This is a genomic window from Scytonema hankhaensis NUACC26 (assembly GCF_045865695.1).
Taxonomy (GTDB): Bacteria; Cyanobacteriota; Cyanobacteriia; order Cyanobacteriales; family Nostocaceae; genus Scytonema.
On record NZ_BAACAP010000209.1, the window covers coordinates 46,111 to 62,386 of the forward strand.

General features: G+C 40.7%; 17 protein-coding genes. 10 read left to right on the forward strand and 7 right to left on the reverse strand.

Annotation, left to right across the window (positions count from 1 at the left end; all coding sequences use genetic code 11):
• Positions 1-63: 63 nt before the first annotated feature.
• From ACKTT2_RS26140 to ACKTT2_RS26150, 3 genes are read left to right on the forward strand one after another with little or no spacing between them, the layout of a single operon-like run.
• Positions 64-969: an ABC transporter substrate-binding protein gene (locus ACKTT2_RS26140; protein WP_407892046.1), complete on the forward strand. Its 906-nt coding sequence runs from the start codon at positions 64-66 to the stop codon at positions 967-969.
• Positions 970-1,014: 45 nt separating this feature from the next.
• Positions 1,015-1,641, forward strand: coding sequence for a 2OG-Fe(II) oxygenase (locus tag ACKTT2_RS26145; RefSeq protein WP_407892048.1), 627 nt, complete (start codon positions 1,015-1,017; stop codon positions 1,639-1,641).
• Between the two features lie 2 nt (positions 1,642-1,643).
• A complete protein-coding gene (locus ACKTT2_RS26150) occupies positions 1,644-1,880 on the forward strand; it encodes a hypothetical protein (RefSeq protein WP_407892050.1) in 237 nt (78 codons plus the stop codon).
• Here ACKTT2_RS26150 and ACKTT2_RS26155 read toward each other — a convergent pair.
• The 5 genes from ACKTT2_RS26155 to ACKTT2_RS26175 all read right to left on the reverse strand — a co-directional run bounded on the left by ACKTT2_RS26155 (position 1,854) and on the right by ACKTT2_RS26175 (position 7,364).
• Complete coding sequence (locus ACKTT2_RS26155) at positions 1,854-2,576, reverse strand: Uma2 family endonuclease (protein ID WP_407892109.1); 723 nt, start codon at positions 2,574-2,576, stop codon at positions 1,854-1,856. The genes ACKTT2_RS26150 and ACKTT2_RS26155 overlap by 27 nt on opposite strands.
• A gap of 153 nt (positions 2,577-2,729) precedes the next feature.
• The gene (locus ACKTT2_RS26160; protein ID WP_407892052.1) at positions 2,730-3,017 is read right to left on the reverse strand and encodes a hypothetical protein; all 288 of its coding nucleotides are present in this window, start codon (positions 3,015-3,017) and stop codon (positions 2,730-2,732) included.
• 54 nt (positions 3,018-3,071) lie between these two features.
• Positions 3,072-3,776, reverse strand: a complete 705-nt coding sequence (locus ACKTT2_RS26165; protein ID WP_407892054.1) for a 2OG-Fe(II) oxygenase family protein — start codon at positions 3,774-3,776, stop codon at positions 3,072-3,074.
• 2 nt (positions 3,777-3,778) lie between these two features.
• A complete protein-coding gene (locus tag ACKTT2_RS26170) occupies positions 3,779-4,705 on the reverse strand; it encodes an iron-siderophore ABC transporter substrate-binding protein (RefSeq protein ID WP_407892056.1) in 927 nt (308 codons plus the stop codon).
• A gap of 4 nt (positions 4,706-4,709) precedes the next feature.
• On the reverse strand, positions 4,710-7,364 hold the full coding sequence (locus ACKTT2_RS26175; protein ID WP_407892058.1) for a TonB-dependent siderophore receptor: 2,655 nt from the start codon (positions 7,362-7,364) through the stop codon (positions 4,710-4,712).
• 834 nt (positions 7,365-8,198) lie between these two features.
• On the opposite strand from ACKTT2_RS26175, the gene ACKTT2_RS26180 reads away from it, so the two are divergent.
• The 6 genes from ACKTT2_RS26180 (at position 8,199) to ACKTT2_RS26205 (ending at position 15,098) form a co-directional block, all read left to right on the forward strand.
• Positions 8,199-9,122, forward strand: coding sequence for a substrate-binding domain-containing protein (locus ACKTT2_RS26180; RefSeq protein ID WP_407892060.1), 924 nt, complete (start codon positions 8,199-8,201; stop codon positions 9,120-9,122).
• Positions 9,123-9,182: 60 nt separating this feature from the next.
• Positions 9,183-9,824: a hypothetical protein gene (locus ACKTT2_RS26185; protein ID WP_407892062.1), complete on the forward strand. Its 642-nt coding sequence runs from the start codon at positions 9,183-9,185 to the stop codon at positions 9,822-9,824.
• Positions 9,825-10,225: 401 nt separating this feature from the next.
• Positions 10,226-12,811 (forward strand): TonB-dependent siderophore receptor, encoded by a 2,586-nt coding sequence (locus tag ACKTT2_RS26190; protein WP_407892064.1) that lies wholly within the window; start codon positions 10,226-10,228, stop codon positions 12,809-12,811.
• Between the two features lie 65 nt (positions 12,812-12,876).
• Positions 12,877-13,560, forward strand: coding sequence for a 2OG-Fe(II) oxygenase (locus ACKTT2_RS26195; RefSeq protein WP_407892066.1), 684 nt, complete (start codon positions 12,877-12,879; stop codon positions 13,558-13,560).
• A gap of 208 nt (positions 13,561-13,768) precedes the next feature.
• Positions 13,769-14,758: an ABC transporter substrate-binding protein gene (locus ACKTT2_RS26200; protein ID WP_407892068.1), complete on the forward strand. Its 990-nt coding sequence runs from the start codon at positions 13,769-13,771 to the stop codon at positions 14,756-14,758.
• 130 nt (positions 14,759-14,888) lie between these two features.
• Positions 14,889-15,098: a TOBE domain-containing protein gene (locus ACKTT2_RS26205; RefSeq protein WP_407892070.1), complete on the forward strand. Its 210-nt coding sequence runs from the start codon at positions 14,889-14,891 to the stop codon at positions 15,096-15,098.
• On the opposite strand, the gene ACKTT2_RS26210 is transcribed toward ACKTT2_RS26205, so the two are convergent.
• The gene (locus tag ACKTT2_RS26210) at positions 15,088-15,333 is read right to left on the reverse strand and encodes a hypothetical protein (RefSeq protein ID WP_407892072.1); all 246 of its coding nucleotides are present in this window, start codon (positions 15,331-15,333) and stop codon (positions 15,088-15,090) included. The genes ACKTT2_RS26205 and ACKTT2_RS26210 overlap by 11 nt on opposite strands.
• Before the next feature lie 3 nt (positions 15,334-15,336).
• Between ACKTT2_RS26210 and ACKTT2_RS26215 the strand changes: the two genes are divergently transcribed.
• A complete protein-coding gene (locus tag ACKTT2_RS26215; RefSeq protein ID WP_407892074.1) occupies positions 15,337-15,540 on the forward strand; it encodes an iron chelate uptake ABC transporter family permease subunit in 204 nt (67 codons plus the stop codon).
• Positions 15,541-15,575: 35 nt separating this feature from the next.
• On the opposite strand, the gene ACKTT2_RS26220 is transcribed toward ACKTT2_RS26215, so the two are convergent.
• Positions 15,576-16,235 (reverse strand): 2OG-Fe(II) oxygenase, encoded by a 660-nt coding sequence (locus ACKTT2_RS26220; protein ID WP_407892076.1) that lies wholly within the window; start codon positions 16,233-16,235, stop codon positions 15,576-15,578.
• Positions 16,236-16,276 lie beyond the last annotated feature (41 nt).

The window sequence follows — 16,276 nt, forward strand, 5'->3', positions numbered from 1 at the left end:
ATACTATCGGCTTGCAGCTCTTCAATTCAAAAACAAGCTAAAAGTAGCGAGGATAATTCCTCTATGACTGCAAACACCGCTATTCGTGTAGTCAAACATTCTTTAGGTGAAACCAAGGTTCCGATTCACCCTCAACGAGTCGTGGTTCTGCATGGTTTTATGTGGACGGATGCTCTAGCTGTGGGAGTCAAACCAATTGGAGCACCGCTAAAGATTCCTTTAATACAACCTACAAGTGAACAGCGTCAAAGTGTTGTAGATGTGGGTTTTTTACCGAACAATCTTGAAAAAGTTTTAGCCCTAAAACCCGATCTGATTTTAGGTCTATTTGAACAACAAAAGGACATCTACCCATTGTTATCACACATCGCACCTACAGTACTTATTGAAGTAAAAAACGTTCGGGATTGGAAAGACCACTTTATGCAGGTGGCTAATGCACTTAATAAAACTGAAGAGGCTCAAAAGGTATTATTTAATTACCATTCTCGAATCAAGAAATTTAGAGCTACTGCTGGGGTAGATGCAAAGCGGCTTATCGTTAGACATCGCTTTCCTCAAACTCCCGTCTTAGTTGTTGGTTTTTATAACGGAAATTGTCGGGTTTTTAGTTGGGAAGAAAACAGTTTTTCTGGAGGAATTATAGAAGAGGCTGGTTTAACTCTCAAAACCGCTCCCAGCCAATTAAATAAGTTACAAAAAAGTGGTATTTACTCAATTTCTTGGGAAAGATTAGATTTAATTGATAATAGTATCATATTCCTTTCTCCATCTCATTTTTTATTTTCAAAGAGTGATATAGAAGAAAATCAAAAAGCTGTTAAGCAATTACAAACTATGCCTTTATGGTTAAGATTGAAGTCAGTGCAACAAGGTAAAGTGTATCCGGTAAAAGTCCACTGGGTAGGTAATGGTCCAATAGCAGCCAATCGCGTGCTTGACGATCTTTTTAAATACCTGCTCAACTAGCTTCAAAGTTTTTTATCCAAGTATATACTACAAGCAAAGTACATCATGCTTAATTTTAACGCCATTACAAGAGCAACAATACAAGAAGTTCCTTATCGATGGGCTTTTTTGGAAAACCTATTTTCTTTAGAAGAGAGTTTGGAGTTGGCTAAAAGCTATCCTCAAGAAGGCTTCGAGCGAGTAGGCGATCGCTCTAAAAATTTTTTAGTCCTACCAGTTATTGATGAGACTAAAGATACTATTAAGCCATGTAAACTCAATAGCCTTTGGCAAGAACTTATTGACGATCTATGCACGAGTGCTTACCGAGCTACTGTTGGAAATCTCACAGGCTTGAACTTAATGAATGATTTAATGTACATATACTTTTTCTGCTATGACTCAGAAAGTAGCTTTCCTCCTCATCCTGATGCTGACACTATTCGCATGGTGCAATTATTCTATTTCAATCAAGAATGGGATACTCACTGGGGAGGCTGTTTACGCATTTTGAAAGATGAGAATGCAGAATCGGTTTATCAAGGAATTCCACCACTACTGAATACCTCAGTTATTTTAGTGAAGTCAGAGAACTCTTGGCACTGTGTGACTCCAGTCACATCACATTCACCTCAATCTCGACGAATCTTAAAGGTTGCCTTTCTAAAACGCGAGGAGTATTTTGCCTCATAGATTTGATTGCACTGACCGACGCTCTAGCGAATTACATCGTTTCATCAACTGGGCAACAAATACTAGCAAAGTATGGATTTAATAGTCCCTTGTCTGTGAGAGAATGTCAAGGAATTGGTGGAATTTTACTGGCTGTGAGTGTAGCCTTTGCTTTACACAGAAAGTTGATGGCTGCCAAACAGCAAAAAAATTTAAGTGAGCGATCGCACTATCTAAATTGTATCTGGGTCGATATTTAACTCCCGTAATTTGGCTGCCAAACGTTCTGCTTTTTCAGCTTCCTGTTGTGCCTTTTGTTCTACCTGTTCTAGTTTTTGTTCTGTCTGTCGTGCTGTTTCTTCTGGTGTTGGTACTAGTTGCTCATCTGGTGTAAAAAACCGCAATAAACCCTGATGAACTCCCAAATATAACCCTAATTGTTGACTCCACAAATGTCCTTGTTCGTTTGGTTGCAGAGGTTGATATTCTCCATCGACTAAATGAAATCCCGCAAATTCTAATGTATACGGGTCGAACCAAAAATAATCTGGTGTGCGGAAAGTATCTTGATAAATTTCTTTTTTTAAACCTTTGTCTGTCTTGGCTGTTGAGTCCGACAAAATTTCTAGAATGACATTCGGGTATTTGCCATCTTCTTCCCAGACTACCCAACTTTTGCGGGTTTTCCGTTGGGTTCCCAACACTACGAAAAAGTCTGGACCGCGAAAATCTTCTGATTTGAGTTGGCGTGGACTATAGTAAATAGTCAGGTTTCCTGCTGCATAGAAATCATTTCTATCTCGCCACAGCCATTCTAGACATATCAAAAGTAAAATTATTTGTCGCAGGTGCAGTTCTGTTTCCAAGGGAGGTTCGTCACTATATAGATCGCCAGGAGGAAATATAACATCTGGGGAGATGCCTTGTTGAGCATCTAATTCTTGAGCTACGGTCATAGAATGATACGGCATCAATTAGTTATGGATTTATTTTAGCAGTTGTATTGCTTCAAAGCAGTTCCGGATTGTTTTTGCTTCAAGAGGCTGGGGCGATCGCCTTGGGAAACTGAAAGATATCATATCTTGGGATAATCACAAGAGATGAAGAAATCACTCACGATTGATTGAGTTGTCTGGGTTAATCACAGCAATCTGTACTTGAATTAAATCGCTGATTACTGAGACATCTCCAAGTTCATCTGAAGTCAACTTGCCAAGAATAAAATTCAGATCGTTTATTTTGCAGTTGAAAGAAAGACAATGAGCATTTAAGCTTATTAATGACAGGCGAAAACCCGGATCTTGATGAAAGGGTTCAAATTTCCCGATTTTGAAGATATTGTAAGCATTAACGGCGGCTGCTGGCGAGTTAAAGATAAGTTCTATCTGTCTGTCCATAATAGCTATCCTCATTAAAATTCCTACTTTACCGTTAACTGTGCTGTAAATGGACTATGACTTTAGGTTCCAAAATGCTATCTGCAAGCTCAGCCGCAGTTGGGGAGCATTTTGGGAAACTGGAGTCACCATATGCCAAGAGCGCTCGGAACGGACGAGGGCGAGGGAGTAGTTAATCAGAGGGGGAACTTCGTAGAAGATGGATTCTGGCTGATTATCATTTAGTACTCGAAAATAACCTCCCCAGTCAAGAGACCATTCTTGATGAAAGAAAAACAAATGAGTTAGGTTCTTGGGGGAACCATCAAGGTGAGGAGTATATACAGCTTTTGTTTGGTCACTATAAGGATAGCGAGTGTGGCAATTGCGACGAAATTGAATTGTCATTGCATGGTTGTTAAGCCTTAACCCAGACAGTTCTTCCATAATTTCTCGATAGGTTGGTGTCCATAAGTCTTTTATTAGTTTCTGCCAAACCTCACCCAGGTTTTGAACAGAAGAAGTGAGTTGACCTTTTTCAAAGCGATCGCGCCACATATCGTGAATCTTTTGTAACTGAGTAATAGCTTCCTCTGTTGCAATAATTGGTGTCCATAAACTAACATTCTCTTGGGAAAGCTCAGCAGATAATGTTGGAGATGGATAGCTTTTAATTAACTCCAATTGAACCTCTTGTGCTATCAAATTTTTACACAGTATCCAGCGATAAGGATTGTCATAAACTACAGCAGTTTGTAAAGCATTCCAATTCAGCACCATACTCAACCTCGCTTTGGATTCAAGATATATTTCTCTAAATCATCCAGCACTCGCAAAGCGGACATTGGACCATTCGCAAGCCAATAAGTTCCAACTTCATAAACTTTACCTTGCTGAACAACTTTTAACTTTGACCACAAGGGCTGGGAACTGAGTTGCTGTAAAGCTTTTTGGGTATCCGCTTCTTGTTTAAAGCCGCTAGGAACTACAAACAACACATCTGCATCAATATCGCTCAGACGTTCCCATGACTCTCTTCGGAAATGCAGTCTGTCATCTAAAGTTTGAGAAGGTGGGCGTGATAGCCCTGCATCCTCTAAAATCATTCCTGGGAAAGATTTTTTGTTGAATAGAAGAATTGTTTCTTTTGTGATACTTAAGACAGAAACCCGAAGCGAAGAAATTTGAGTTCCCATATGAGTCTTAAAGCGATCTAGGCGGACTTGGTAGTCAGCCATAACCCGATCTGCTGCTTCTTTCCTACCTAAAGCATTAGCAACTTGATAAAAAACCTGTTTCCAGTTGAGAATGCTTGTAATTTCAATGAACACTGTGGGTGCAATGTGCGACAGTAAGGGATAAGCTTCTTGAGAAGCAGGACTTTTGAGGTCTAAAATTAAGTCCGGCTTGAGAGTGAGAATTTTTTCCAGATTAGGAGGTCCCCATCCTCCCACATCTTTAATCTTCTGCCATTGAGAAGGTGAGAGTTGTAAATAGGAGGAAAACGTCTTGGGAGCACCTACAGGTGTTATTCCCAATGCCAAAGTATCTTCTAACAGGAGGGGAAACAGCACAACGACTTGTTCGGGATGAGTTGTTAGTAAACTTTTATTAGGACGAGTTGCAGGGGGACGAATATCTGTGCTGCAAGCTACTAGCCCAAGCAACATCAGTAATGCGATCGCAATTAGTCTCACAAAAAGCCTCACGCGCTCAAAACTCCCAACTCACATTCAATTGTGCCTCAAAAGGGTTACCAGGAAAAACTCGTAGATTACTGAAAGCTGATTCATAATACAAAATATCAAACAAATTTTTGAAGTTAGCTTCAATTCGGAAGCTGTTTGTTCGGTAATAAATAGCTGCATCAGTACGAACATAACTCGGTAACTTAAAGCTATTTCTATTATCACCAAGGCGATCGCCCACATAAAAAACTCCTAACCCAAACCCCAATCCTTTCAAGGAACCAGAGGAGATGGTGTAACTCGTCCATAAAGAAGCAGTATATTCAGGCACGCCACCCAAAAAATTTCCTACTCTAAAAGTGTTATCACTTGTAATGCGGGGATCGTTATAAGCTAAAAAAGTGCTGACATTCCATCCTGGTAATATTTCTCCCACTACACCTAACTCAACACCCCGACTCCTCTGTTCTCCTGTTTGAACGCTAAAACCAGGATTACTGGGGTTGGGGTCGGGAGTCAGAACATTAGAATAGGTCAATTGATACAATGCCAGAGTAGCTGATAATTTGCTATCGAGAAATTCTGTTTTTACCCCCACTTCATATTGAGTCCCGCGTCGTGGCTTAAAGGAGTTACCTCGAACATCACTACCAGAAGCTTGGTCAAAAGAACGACTGTAACTGGCATAAAGAGAGACAGGTTTGATGGGTTGATAGACAATACCTACGCGGGGACTGAAGGCAGAGTCAGCTTGACTTCTGCTAATTGAAGTTATTTTACTTTCGCTCTTATTATCTACAAAGTCAAAGCGTCCTCCCAAAACCAACTTGAGGTTGTCAGCTAGAGCAATTTGGTCTTGAAGATAAACTCCTAACCAATCAATCGTAGTTTTAGCGCCAACTCTATTTAAAATCCTACCTGGAGACGACGCTCTATAAACAGGATTAAAGATATTAATAGAACCAATTTGCTGTATGGAAGTGTACTGATTCAGAATATCTCGATAAAACTCAATTCCACTCAGCAACTGATGTTCAAGACTGCCTGTTTTGAATTTACCAACAACGTTAGTGTCTAAAATATAGTTATTCCAATAAAAATCTGATTCCAATCGTTGGTACTGTCGAGTTAGAGTGCGGTTATTTTGTAGACCAGTAGGAAATGTGGTAGCTTGGGGTATCCAATCTACAAACGAAGCCCGAAAGGCATTTCGTAAAGACCAATTGTTACTAAAGCGATGCTCAAAAGAGTAGCCGATTCTAGTTAAAGTACGTATTGCCCTATCTAAATCTGGTTCTCCCAAGAAGCGATCGCGCTTAATTTCACCATTAGGATTAGACTGCACCGTCCCTGATGCAGGTAGACCGGGTTCAAAAAAGTTAAGCCGTGATTTTTGATAATCGCCTTCAAAAGTCAGCTTAGTGTTATTTCCAAGAAGCCAAGTCACCACTGGTGCAACGAAAGTCCGCTCGCTTCCTTGAAAATCAATAAAACTGCCTGAATTTTCATAGGAAGCATTTAAGCGATACAACAGCTTTTTATCACTTGTTAGGGGACCTGAGATGTCAATCGAAGGTCGGTATAAACTGTAACTACCAATTTTTAACTGCAACTCGTAGAAAGGATCGCTAAGTGGTTGTTTAGTGACTAAATTGATAGCGCCCCCTGGTATACCCTGACCGTAAAGTACAGAAGATGGTCCTCGCAAAACCTCTACTTGTTCGATGTTAGTGAGTTCATTTCCAAAAGCTTGACCCGATAACCTGTCATAAAGACCATTCCTAAGAATTACGTTGCTAAAGCCTCGGGTGCTAGACCCGTCTGAGAGACGGAAGGAGAAGCTAGGAGCAGTATTAGGTTGTACGCCAGCATTTCTCAAAACATCACCAAGGCGATCCGCCCCTTGGTCTTCAATCAGCTGCCGAGGAATCACTTGAATTGATTGGGGAATGTCTCGTAATGGCGTATCAGTTTTTGTTCCAACACTTGCATTAGGAACAAAATAATCCTCTTTTGAACCAATGACCTCTAGCTCTATTGGCGCAAGATTTTCCTCTGTTGACGACTGAGGTTTTGGCTGTGGAATTGTTTGCTGTTGTTCTGTAGGTGCAGGACTGCTTTGGGCAGTAGATGCAGTACTTGTTACCCCAAATACCAAACCTTCAATAGGACTGTCAAACAACTCTACTGTTGGGACAGCCGCCTCACCCGTCACTGTTAGCCGAACAGTATTGGCATCAGTATTGACTACTGTTATCTCAGTGATTCCTACTACTGGTTTTGCAGAACGGAAGATATTACCACTTGGTAGTTGTAACTGAGCGTTAAGTATTTCAACAATATAGGAGTTGCCCTCGCTTCTTGGAAATACCTGTAACTTCTGACTATTAGGTGTAATTAAAATAACATCTAATCCTTTGTTAGTAGTATTCACCTTTACCTCAGTCACTGGCACAACTTCTGTATTAGAGGGTACGCTAGGTGTTGGTGACTGTACCAGTACTTCAGCACTGATTACGGGATGCTCTACATCGCTCAGTTGAGGAATTTTTTTGATAGGTTCAGATGCTGTTGCTAAAGCTTGTTGGGCTAATGCTTGCTCAAAGTCAGCTGAGTTTGAAACAATGACTGAGATGACTGGTATGAACCAGCGAATAGCAAAGAATATTTTTTTTCCCACAGTCCTCACACCAATTCAAAACTGAACTCAAATCGAGTTGGGACTTCCTTAAAAAGGAGAGCCACAACAGTATACGAGGCTACATAAGCTTAGGTGTTATTTCAACACCCAAATCAGCTGATATCGACAAATTTTGGAAAGAAAACTTAAAAAATGTGAAATTTTAGTCTTTGGTAAATATAGTACATTTTGATGACTGGCAAATGTAATTTTAGTTACTTTTTACCAATTTAATTGGTAAAAAAATATGTTTTCTTTTGCTCCACCACGATCCACGAACACAAATATTTCAGACAATCTTAATCGAGCGTCCCTAACACCGCCACAGTCACTAAAACAAATACTTCCCTACGAACAATTATCGTTAATTATACGTAGAATAATTTGAAAATTAAGTTTTTAATATGACTAATTTGCACGGTTACGGTCGATGGCTGCCAAACAGCGAAAAGTTCAAGTAAGCGATCGCAACTTGTAGGTGAGTAAACACCTATGTATCCTAATTTGAGGCTTTTGCTCTAAACCAATTCACATACCAATACCAAGCACGTTAGCAGCTGTTGATTGCTGCATCAGCGAAAACGGGGTTGTTGTCACGCGATCGCCCGATGGTTGACGCTCAGTTTTATAGATTTGATTGCATCAAATTGACTTTTTCTTACATTGTTGGTAGTATTCCGTAGGAAATAAAAATTACGTATATATCAATGTTTACAATTAAACATTGACATATATGTATATAGTAATTTCAACCAAAGCTCAATATAACGTTTGCATAATTTATTGCCAACGTGTTTTGACTGTGACAAGCAATAGTTTTCAGTGCCAAACATCATGAAAAAGCATTTATTTGCTATATCAATTGCTACTTTAATTTCAGGTGTGACGCTTCCGAGTCAGGTTCACGCTGTTACCTTGTACAATGCAGGCGCATTGAGGACTGCTTTTGGAGAAATCTCTAACAAGTTTACTGAGAAATATGGTATTCCCGTTACACAAGTGTCTGCTCCTTGTGGTTCACTCCGCGAACGCATAGAACAAGAATTTTTACTTCAAGGAGCGTCCGCAGATGTTTATGCTAGTGGGAGTATTCGCAATCCCCAAAAACTGTTTGACCAAGGTTTAAGTGGTTCTGTGGAAATTTTCACCCAAACCCGTATAGTAGCCTTAGTAAGACCGGGGTTATCAATAACATCAGACAATTTGTTGGACGTGTTATTAGACCCTGATATTAGAGTCGCAACCTCAACACCAATTCTAGACTCTTCTGGAGACTACGCCCAAGAGATATTTCAAAAAGCTGATAGTATCAAACCAGGCAGCTTTCAAATTTTAAATGATAAAGCTTTACGTCTAGTGGGTGGCGCTCCCACGACCGTTACTCCTCCTGCTGGTGTAGATACCTTCAAATATATTTTGGAAGATGAAAAGCTAGCAGATGTAGCTCTAGTTTATTACACAGTGGGTCTGGCATCAGTCGCAGCTGCATCTGACCTACAAATTGTGGAATTACCAGATAACTTGGCAACAAATGCAACCTTCAGCTTGACTGTTCTTAAGGGAGCAGACCCAGATGGAGAGAAATTGGCTCAGTATATTCTCTCACCAGAAGGGCAAGAAATTCTATCAAAGTATGGGTTTCCAAGTCCATACAACTCTGAATCTGCACCTGAATGGCTTGGAGTTGCAGGTCTAGTAATTGCTGTGGGGTTAACAGCAGTTACTCAAATAAATAGGTTTACCAAGACTCAATTATAAAATCGGTAGCTTTAATCATCAATTTCCCTAATAATACGCTGTAAAATCAAGACATAACTTATGCATCTGAATCGTCGTTTTGCTTACGTAGCCTTCATATCCTTAACGCTATCGATAGCACTGTCAATAATGCTATCGGTAATAGGGATAGAACAACTGACTTTAGCAAATCCTCCATCAAAACCAAATTTAATCTCTTTAGCTCGGGAGGGGTGTGATGGTGGTTTTTCGGAAGAAATTCGCGTGGGTGGTCAAGTTGTAAATCCGAAGACTTTTACATTAGCAGACCTTCAATCATTGCCGCCAGAGGAAGTTCAAGTAAACTACATAACGATGCAAGGACCAGAAAGTCATACTTATGTAGGAGTCCCTTTGTGGACACTGATTCAGTTAGCAGGGGGACTTAAACCCAATCCTGACCTAACAGTGAACAACAACTCAATCCGGCAGTATATTGCTTTAGATGCCACTAACTGCTATCAAGTGGTTGTAGGAGTAGGGGAGGTCGATCCTGACTATGAAGGCAAACAAGTACTAGTAGCATATGCAACTAAAGATGACCCATCCGAAGCGCCACAACTGTTGGGAGATAGGGGATTTGCTCGTCTAGTAGTGCCTGGGGATAAAAGGGGTGGACGTTATATTTTCAATATCAGGCGGATCTCTGTGTTCTATTCTCCTTTTTCTCGTTATCAACTCTGAGCGATCGCTACATTTGAATGAAACTGAAAATTAGCTTTCTTCGGAGCTTAACGTTCGCGTTATTGTTTTGCCGCAACAAGTTATTCTTCCAAAGAACAACAAAAAAACTTCTTGAGGAGGCATTTTACAGTCGATTGAACTAGTTTGATAATTCTGCTGTCTATTTGCTTGACAATAGAGAGAGTAGTGTTTGTCAAAGTTTTATTACCAACTTGCTTGGTAAAGTACTCGATAACTGGTACTATTTTTGCATCAATAATTATGAATTTGCCCCTATTTACAGGACATGAAATAAGGGCAAATATTGCATGGATAGCAGTAGAAAGAGTTATTAGCTTTTAATAAACTCTGATTTGATTGACTATGTGGTTAACATTTTTGACCAAGTGGGTGTGTGAGGTATGAATTTACAGATAATATCTATCTTTTTCTGGCAAAGTCTATTGGTGACAAGTTCATTGTTTGCGTTTACTGTTCCTGTTCTGGGAAAAGAGATACCAACTAGAAAAATCTCCCTGCTTAACCAGATAAAGCGTCCCAAGACCCAGATGCTTGTGCAGTCACAAACACCTACTTCCCAAACAGAAGTAATATCAGTGACGGGAGTGAAGGTTAATAGCACTGATAAGGGTTTGGAGGTGATTTTAGAAACGGGTGTGAAGAGCGATCGCTTGCAAGTAACTCCGAAAATTGAGGGTAACTCTTATATTGCAGACATACCTAACGCTCAGTTGCGCTTAATTAGTGGCGATCGCTTTCGTGAATCAAAGCCAGCAGCGGGAATTGCTGAGGTGACTGTTACTAATGTCGATGCTAACAGTATTCGGGTGACAGTAACGGGTGAAGCTCTTGTGCCAACAGTGGAGTTGTTTGACAGTAATGAAGGGTTGGTATTTGGGGTGAGTACGGTGACATTAACTGTACAACAGCCGACACAGACAACTCCAAAACCAGCAAATGAAGACAAGCAGCCAATTGAGTTAGAGGTAATTGGCACACCAGAAGGAAGTTATCAAGTTCCTAGGACGAGTGTGGGGACAAAGACAGAAACACCACTGCGGGATATTCCTCAATCGATTCAGATTGCGCCTCGACAACTCATTGAAGACCAAGGAGCGCGTGATGTTCAGGATGTACTCAAAAATTTTGGCATAGTGCAGAGTGTGTTTGGCCCGTCCCGCTCAACAACTTCATTTGGTATTCGGGGATTTGAAGGTTTAAATACTCTCCGGAATGGTTTAAGGGATAATGTCAACCGTTCAACTCTTGGAACCAATCTCACCAACGTAGAGCGCATTGAGGTTCTTAAGGGACCTGGTTCCATACTCTACGGTCAAGGTAATCCCGGCGGTACAGTCAATATTGTTACAAAACAGCCACTTTCAGAACCGTACTACTCAATAGAACTGTCTGGTGGTAGCTATGACTTCTATAAACCCGCAATTGACTTTTCTGGTCCAGTCACCTCCGATAAAAAGCTTTTGTATCGCCTGAATGTTTCTTACGAAAATTCTAATTATTTTCGTGATTATATACATGGAATCCTTCTGAACATCGCACCAGTACTTACTTATCGCTTTAATGAAAATACGAAGCTAACTTTAGAAGCAGAGTATCAAAATAGGTCAGTACCCATCGATCCAGGTCTTCCAGCAGCAGGAACAGTATCGCGCAACCCCAATGGCAAGATACCACTGGAGCGTTACTTAGGAGAAGAAGGCACCGATTTAGGCAAACGCCGGACGTACCGCATCGGCTATGACTTCGAGCATCGTTTTAATGAAAACTGGTCGTTGCAGAACACTTTTCATCTTTTATCTCTAAATTTTGACCAAAAAGCCACTTTTCCTCTATCTCTACAAGCAAATAATCGTTTTCTCACTCGCAGAATTCAAGAATATTCTGATTCTATTTGGGACAACTACATTATAGATACTCATGTTGTTGGTAAAGTTAACACTGGTAGCATTCAACATCAACTACTCTTAGGCTTCGATCTATATCGAGATATAATCTTTTTCAGCCCGACAACACAACAAAACCTCGCTCTTATTAATGTGTTTAATCCAGTTTATAGACAACCAAGAGGTTCTATTGCCGTTGCAAACAAGAGTCTAACGAGAAATGATGCTATAGGTATTTATTTACAAGACCAAATTGCGTTGACTGGTAATCTCAAGCTACTTCTGGGCGGACGCTTTGACTATATAGAGAATTACGTTAGAAATACAAATTTTCTTACGAATAGGACTACGATCGCCTATCAGCCCGACTCTGCCTTTAGTCCAAGGGTTGGTATTGTTTATCAACCAATTGAACCGATATCTCTTTATGCTAGTTATGACCGCTCGTTTTTGCAGAACGTTGGCAGTGGCTTTGGCGGTGTACTATACCAACCATCTCGCGGTACTCAATATGAAGTGGGTGTAAAAACTGATTGGTTAAATAATAAATTGTCTGCCAACTTAGCGTTGTATCAACTGACATTTGATAATGTTTTAACCAACGATTTACGAAATCCCGGCTTCAACGTGCAAACTGGTGAGCAAAGAAGTCGAGGTGTGGAACTAAATTTAGTGGGAGAAATTTTGCCGGGATGGAATATAATTGCTTCCTATAATTACATAGATGCACGGATTACAAAGGACAACACATACAAAGTAGGTAACCGCATAAATAACGCGCCAGAAAACAGCTTGAGTTTGTGGAACACTTACATCATTCCCTCTGGAGGCTGGAAAGGATTTGGAGGTGGTATAGGTTTATATTATGTGGGTGAAAGAGAAGGAGATTTAGGCAACACCTTCCAACTACCTTCCTACTTCAGGACGGACGCAGCGATTTATTACCGGAGAAACAATCTCAATGTTGCGCTCAATCTGAAAAATATATTTAATGTTGACTACTTTCAAAGCGCCCGCAGTAGTCTGCAAGTTTATCCGGGCGATCCGTTTACCGCTGAGTTCACAGTGAGGTGGCAGTTTTGAGAAATATTGCGATCGCATGAACTTGATGAGTTATTTCGGTACTTAGTATAGGAGTAGAATTAAGAATGGTGTTAAATTGGTCAGCCCTACAAATGGCTGTGGTTTATGAGACTCCATACCGATGGATCTTGTTTGAGGATATCATTGCTACTGATGCCAAGTTCGAGTTGATGAACAGCTACCCTTCAAAAGAACAGTTTAGAGAATTGGGAGAAGGGGATATTAGTTTAGCAATACCAGTATTTGCAAAACAAGAAGTTGTTTCCCAACTCAGAGAGATTAACGAACATTGGCGAAGCCGAGTTGAGTCAGGTATAATTACTTCTAATATTCCAAACTGTAATGAGATTTGGCAGAGGTTCTTTGAGGAATTATGGTCACTTGCTTATCTAAAAGTGATGGGAAAGCTTTCGGGATTGAAGTTAGAAAACTGTCTCATGACTATAGGTTTTCGTCGATTTCACTCTGGACACGCTAAATTCTGGGTTCCCCACACCGATGGTTCCCACAGAGTCCTAACTCATCTCTTCTACTTCAATGAAGAATGGTCTAATGACTGGGGAGGTTGCTTGCAAATTCTCTTGCAAAAGGATACTTCTAGTGTTGTTTACAGTATTCCTCCGCTAATTGGTTCTTCGGTCGCTTTGGTAGAAACTGGTAAATCCTGGCACGTAATTACCCCAATTTCACCCCAAGCACCACAGCACCGATTAACGATGCAGACAGTCTTTTGGCTTCCCTCATCGTAGTTATCCAACTTTGCTTTCGATAGTAAACCAGTTGGCGCTCAACAATTCCTAGTGGTCTGTTAACCCACAATTGACGGGTGAAATAAAACCACGAAGACGCGAAGTACGCTAAGGAAGAGAAGGAGAGGATAAGCCGCCCCTCAATTCAAATTTGACAGAGTACTACTTGGAGGCACTATTAAATATATGGACTGGGAGTGATTAGGCTGTGGCTCGTACTCTACGATTGTTTCTAGTTGGACTGTTAGCACTTTTGATACTAAATATTCTAAGCTATCATATTCCCAAAATGACCGATCTCAGCAGTTGGAACCATTCCTCGACTGCATCGCGTTTACAAACTACCCACTTAGTAAAACACGCAATGGGTGAAACAGAAGTTCCCCTTCATCCCAAACGAGTTGTAGCACTGCATTGGTATGCTACGGAAGTTGCTGGTCTATTTGGTATCAAGCTTCTCGGCGCTCCTGTACCAATACTACACCCAGAGTTGAAACGAGATGATTTTGTGAATTTGGGCTGGTTTCCACCCAACATGGAGAAAGTCGTAGCGCTCAAACCTGATTTGTTGTTAGGTAGTGCTGGCTGGTTCAAAGACACTTACAATCTGTGGTCGCAAATTGCACCTACTGTTTTAGATAGCATGAAATACAACGGGCAATGGAAAGAACCATTTATAGAAATTGTAGAAGCACTGGGTCAAACCGAGTCAGCCAAACAAATTGTGGCACAATACAATGCACGGGTAGCAGAGTTTAAACACTTGATGGGCGATCGCCTGAAAACGACCAAAGTATCTGTAGTGCAGATTATGCCTGGGTCGATTAATTTGTTGAAAAAAAGTGCTTTTTCTGGCGTAATTTTAGAGGACTTGGGTCTTACACGTCCTCCTTTACAAGATCAGGATGCAAAAACCTCTCTACAACTAGGGGGAAACCCAGTTAACGAGCGCATATCTGAAGAACTACTCCCTTTGGTGGATGCGGATATTCTATTTGTTGTCCCTTTCAGTTTTAATAAAAAAGACAATTACCAACAAATGGTCGAGCAATTAATGGCACAACCTTTGTGGAGAAAACTCAAGGTTGTGCAGCAAGGTAAAGTTCATGTCATGGGAGAATATTGGCTTGCAGGCAGCTATTTGTCAGCTAATAGAGTGCTGGATGATTTGTTTCGTTATCTTTTGCCAGAGAAATAGCGTCAATGACTGCTATTTTTAGCATATTTACTAAATGCTATCGGATAGCATCTGACCTAGAGGAGATAATTATGTAACTAGACGGTTGGTAATATACAGAAAGTTAAAAACAACCAGGGAGTGTCAGAATATGGAAATTAGTGCTCGTAATGCTTTCAAAGGCACTGTCAAAAAAATTATTACTGGAGCTGTCAATGACGAGGTAGAGTTAGAAATTGCACCAGGAGTAGAGATAACTGCAATTATCACAAAAACTTCAGCAGAAGCGCTAGGACTCCAAGAAGGAAAACAAGCTTACGCTATCATTAAAGCTTCAGATGTGATAATTTCTATTGATTAGGTAACTGTTTTGTACTGTCAAGCTTGGCTAATACGGAATGGAGGTTTAAAGCTAACTTTACACCAGTGTAGTAGCTGAAAAAGATATCTGCTTGATGTGTTGCGGCGATCGAGCAGGCAAATTTATTTTTTCCTTTTGGCATTGATAATGCCAAATAGCTGACTGCTTTTGCATTAGGCAGACAAATCAATATCCTCACTTTATCAGAGTCAGTGGCTGTTGGATTGGGTAGCAAACTGTGTGGACCAAAGCTGCGACAACGGCTTGCGTGGTAGTTCTGGCTAGTAGTGCGGTGGCGATCGCCGGACCAATTAGCTTTGTTGATTTAGTCGTTCCCCATTTGACTAGGGGAATCATAGGTGTCGATTATCGCTGGATTTTACCCGGTGCTGCTGTATTAGGAGCAGCAATGTTAATGTGGGCATATGGCTTGCCGACCTAGGTCGGTGCTTTTTAGCTAGAAACGAATCGCACTTCTTAACCTGTCACGAATGAGGCACTGGCCTTTTGTTTAAAAAACTCTTCTTGGTTTAGAAAAGCAACTTTAAGGACTCGTCGAGACTGGGGTGCATCTGACGCAACAGGGGTTACAGTGTGCCAAGAGTTTTCCGATCGTACTAAGATGACCGAAGTATTGAGTAGTGGTGGAATTTCCTGAAAAACCGAGTCAGCACGATCGTCTTTCAAAATGCGTAAACAGCCTCCCCAGTTAGTATCCCATTCTTGATTGAAATAGAATAATTGCACCATACTAATGGAAGAAGCATCGGGATGGGGATTGATAGAGTCTTCTGGATCGAAACGAAAGAAGTAGATGTACATCAAATCGTCCATCAGATTCAAGCCTGTCAATTCCCCAAGAGCTGCTCTATAGACACTAGTACGTAAGTCGTCCACTAGCTCCTGCCAACAGTTGTTTAGTTTATATGGTGACTCGATAACATCTTTAGTCTCATCAATGATGACTCGACGTGGAAAAATTGATCTCTCACCTATTTGGAATCGCTCTAAACCTTCTTGAGGATAGCTATTGGCTAATTCAAGACAATATTTCTCAGGAAATAAGTTTTCTAAAAATGCCCAACGATAAGGAATCTCTTGCATTCTTGCTTGAGTAATAGCGTTAAAATCCAGCATGATATAAGTAGGTCGTCCATTGAAGAAATATCTTGGTTACA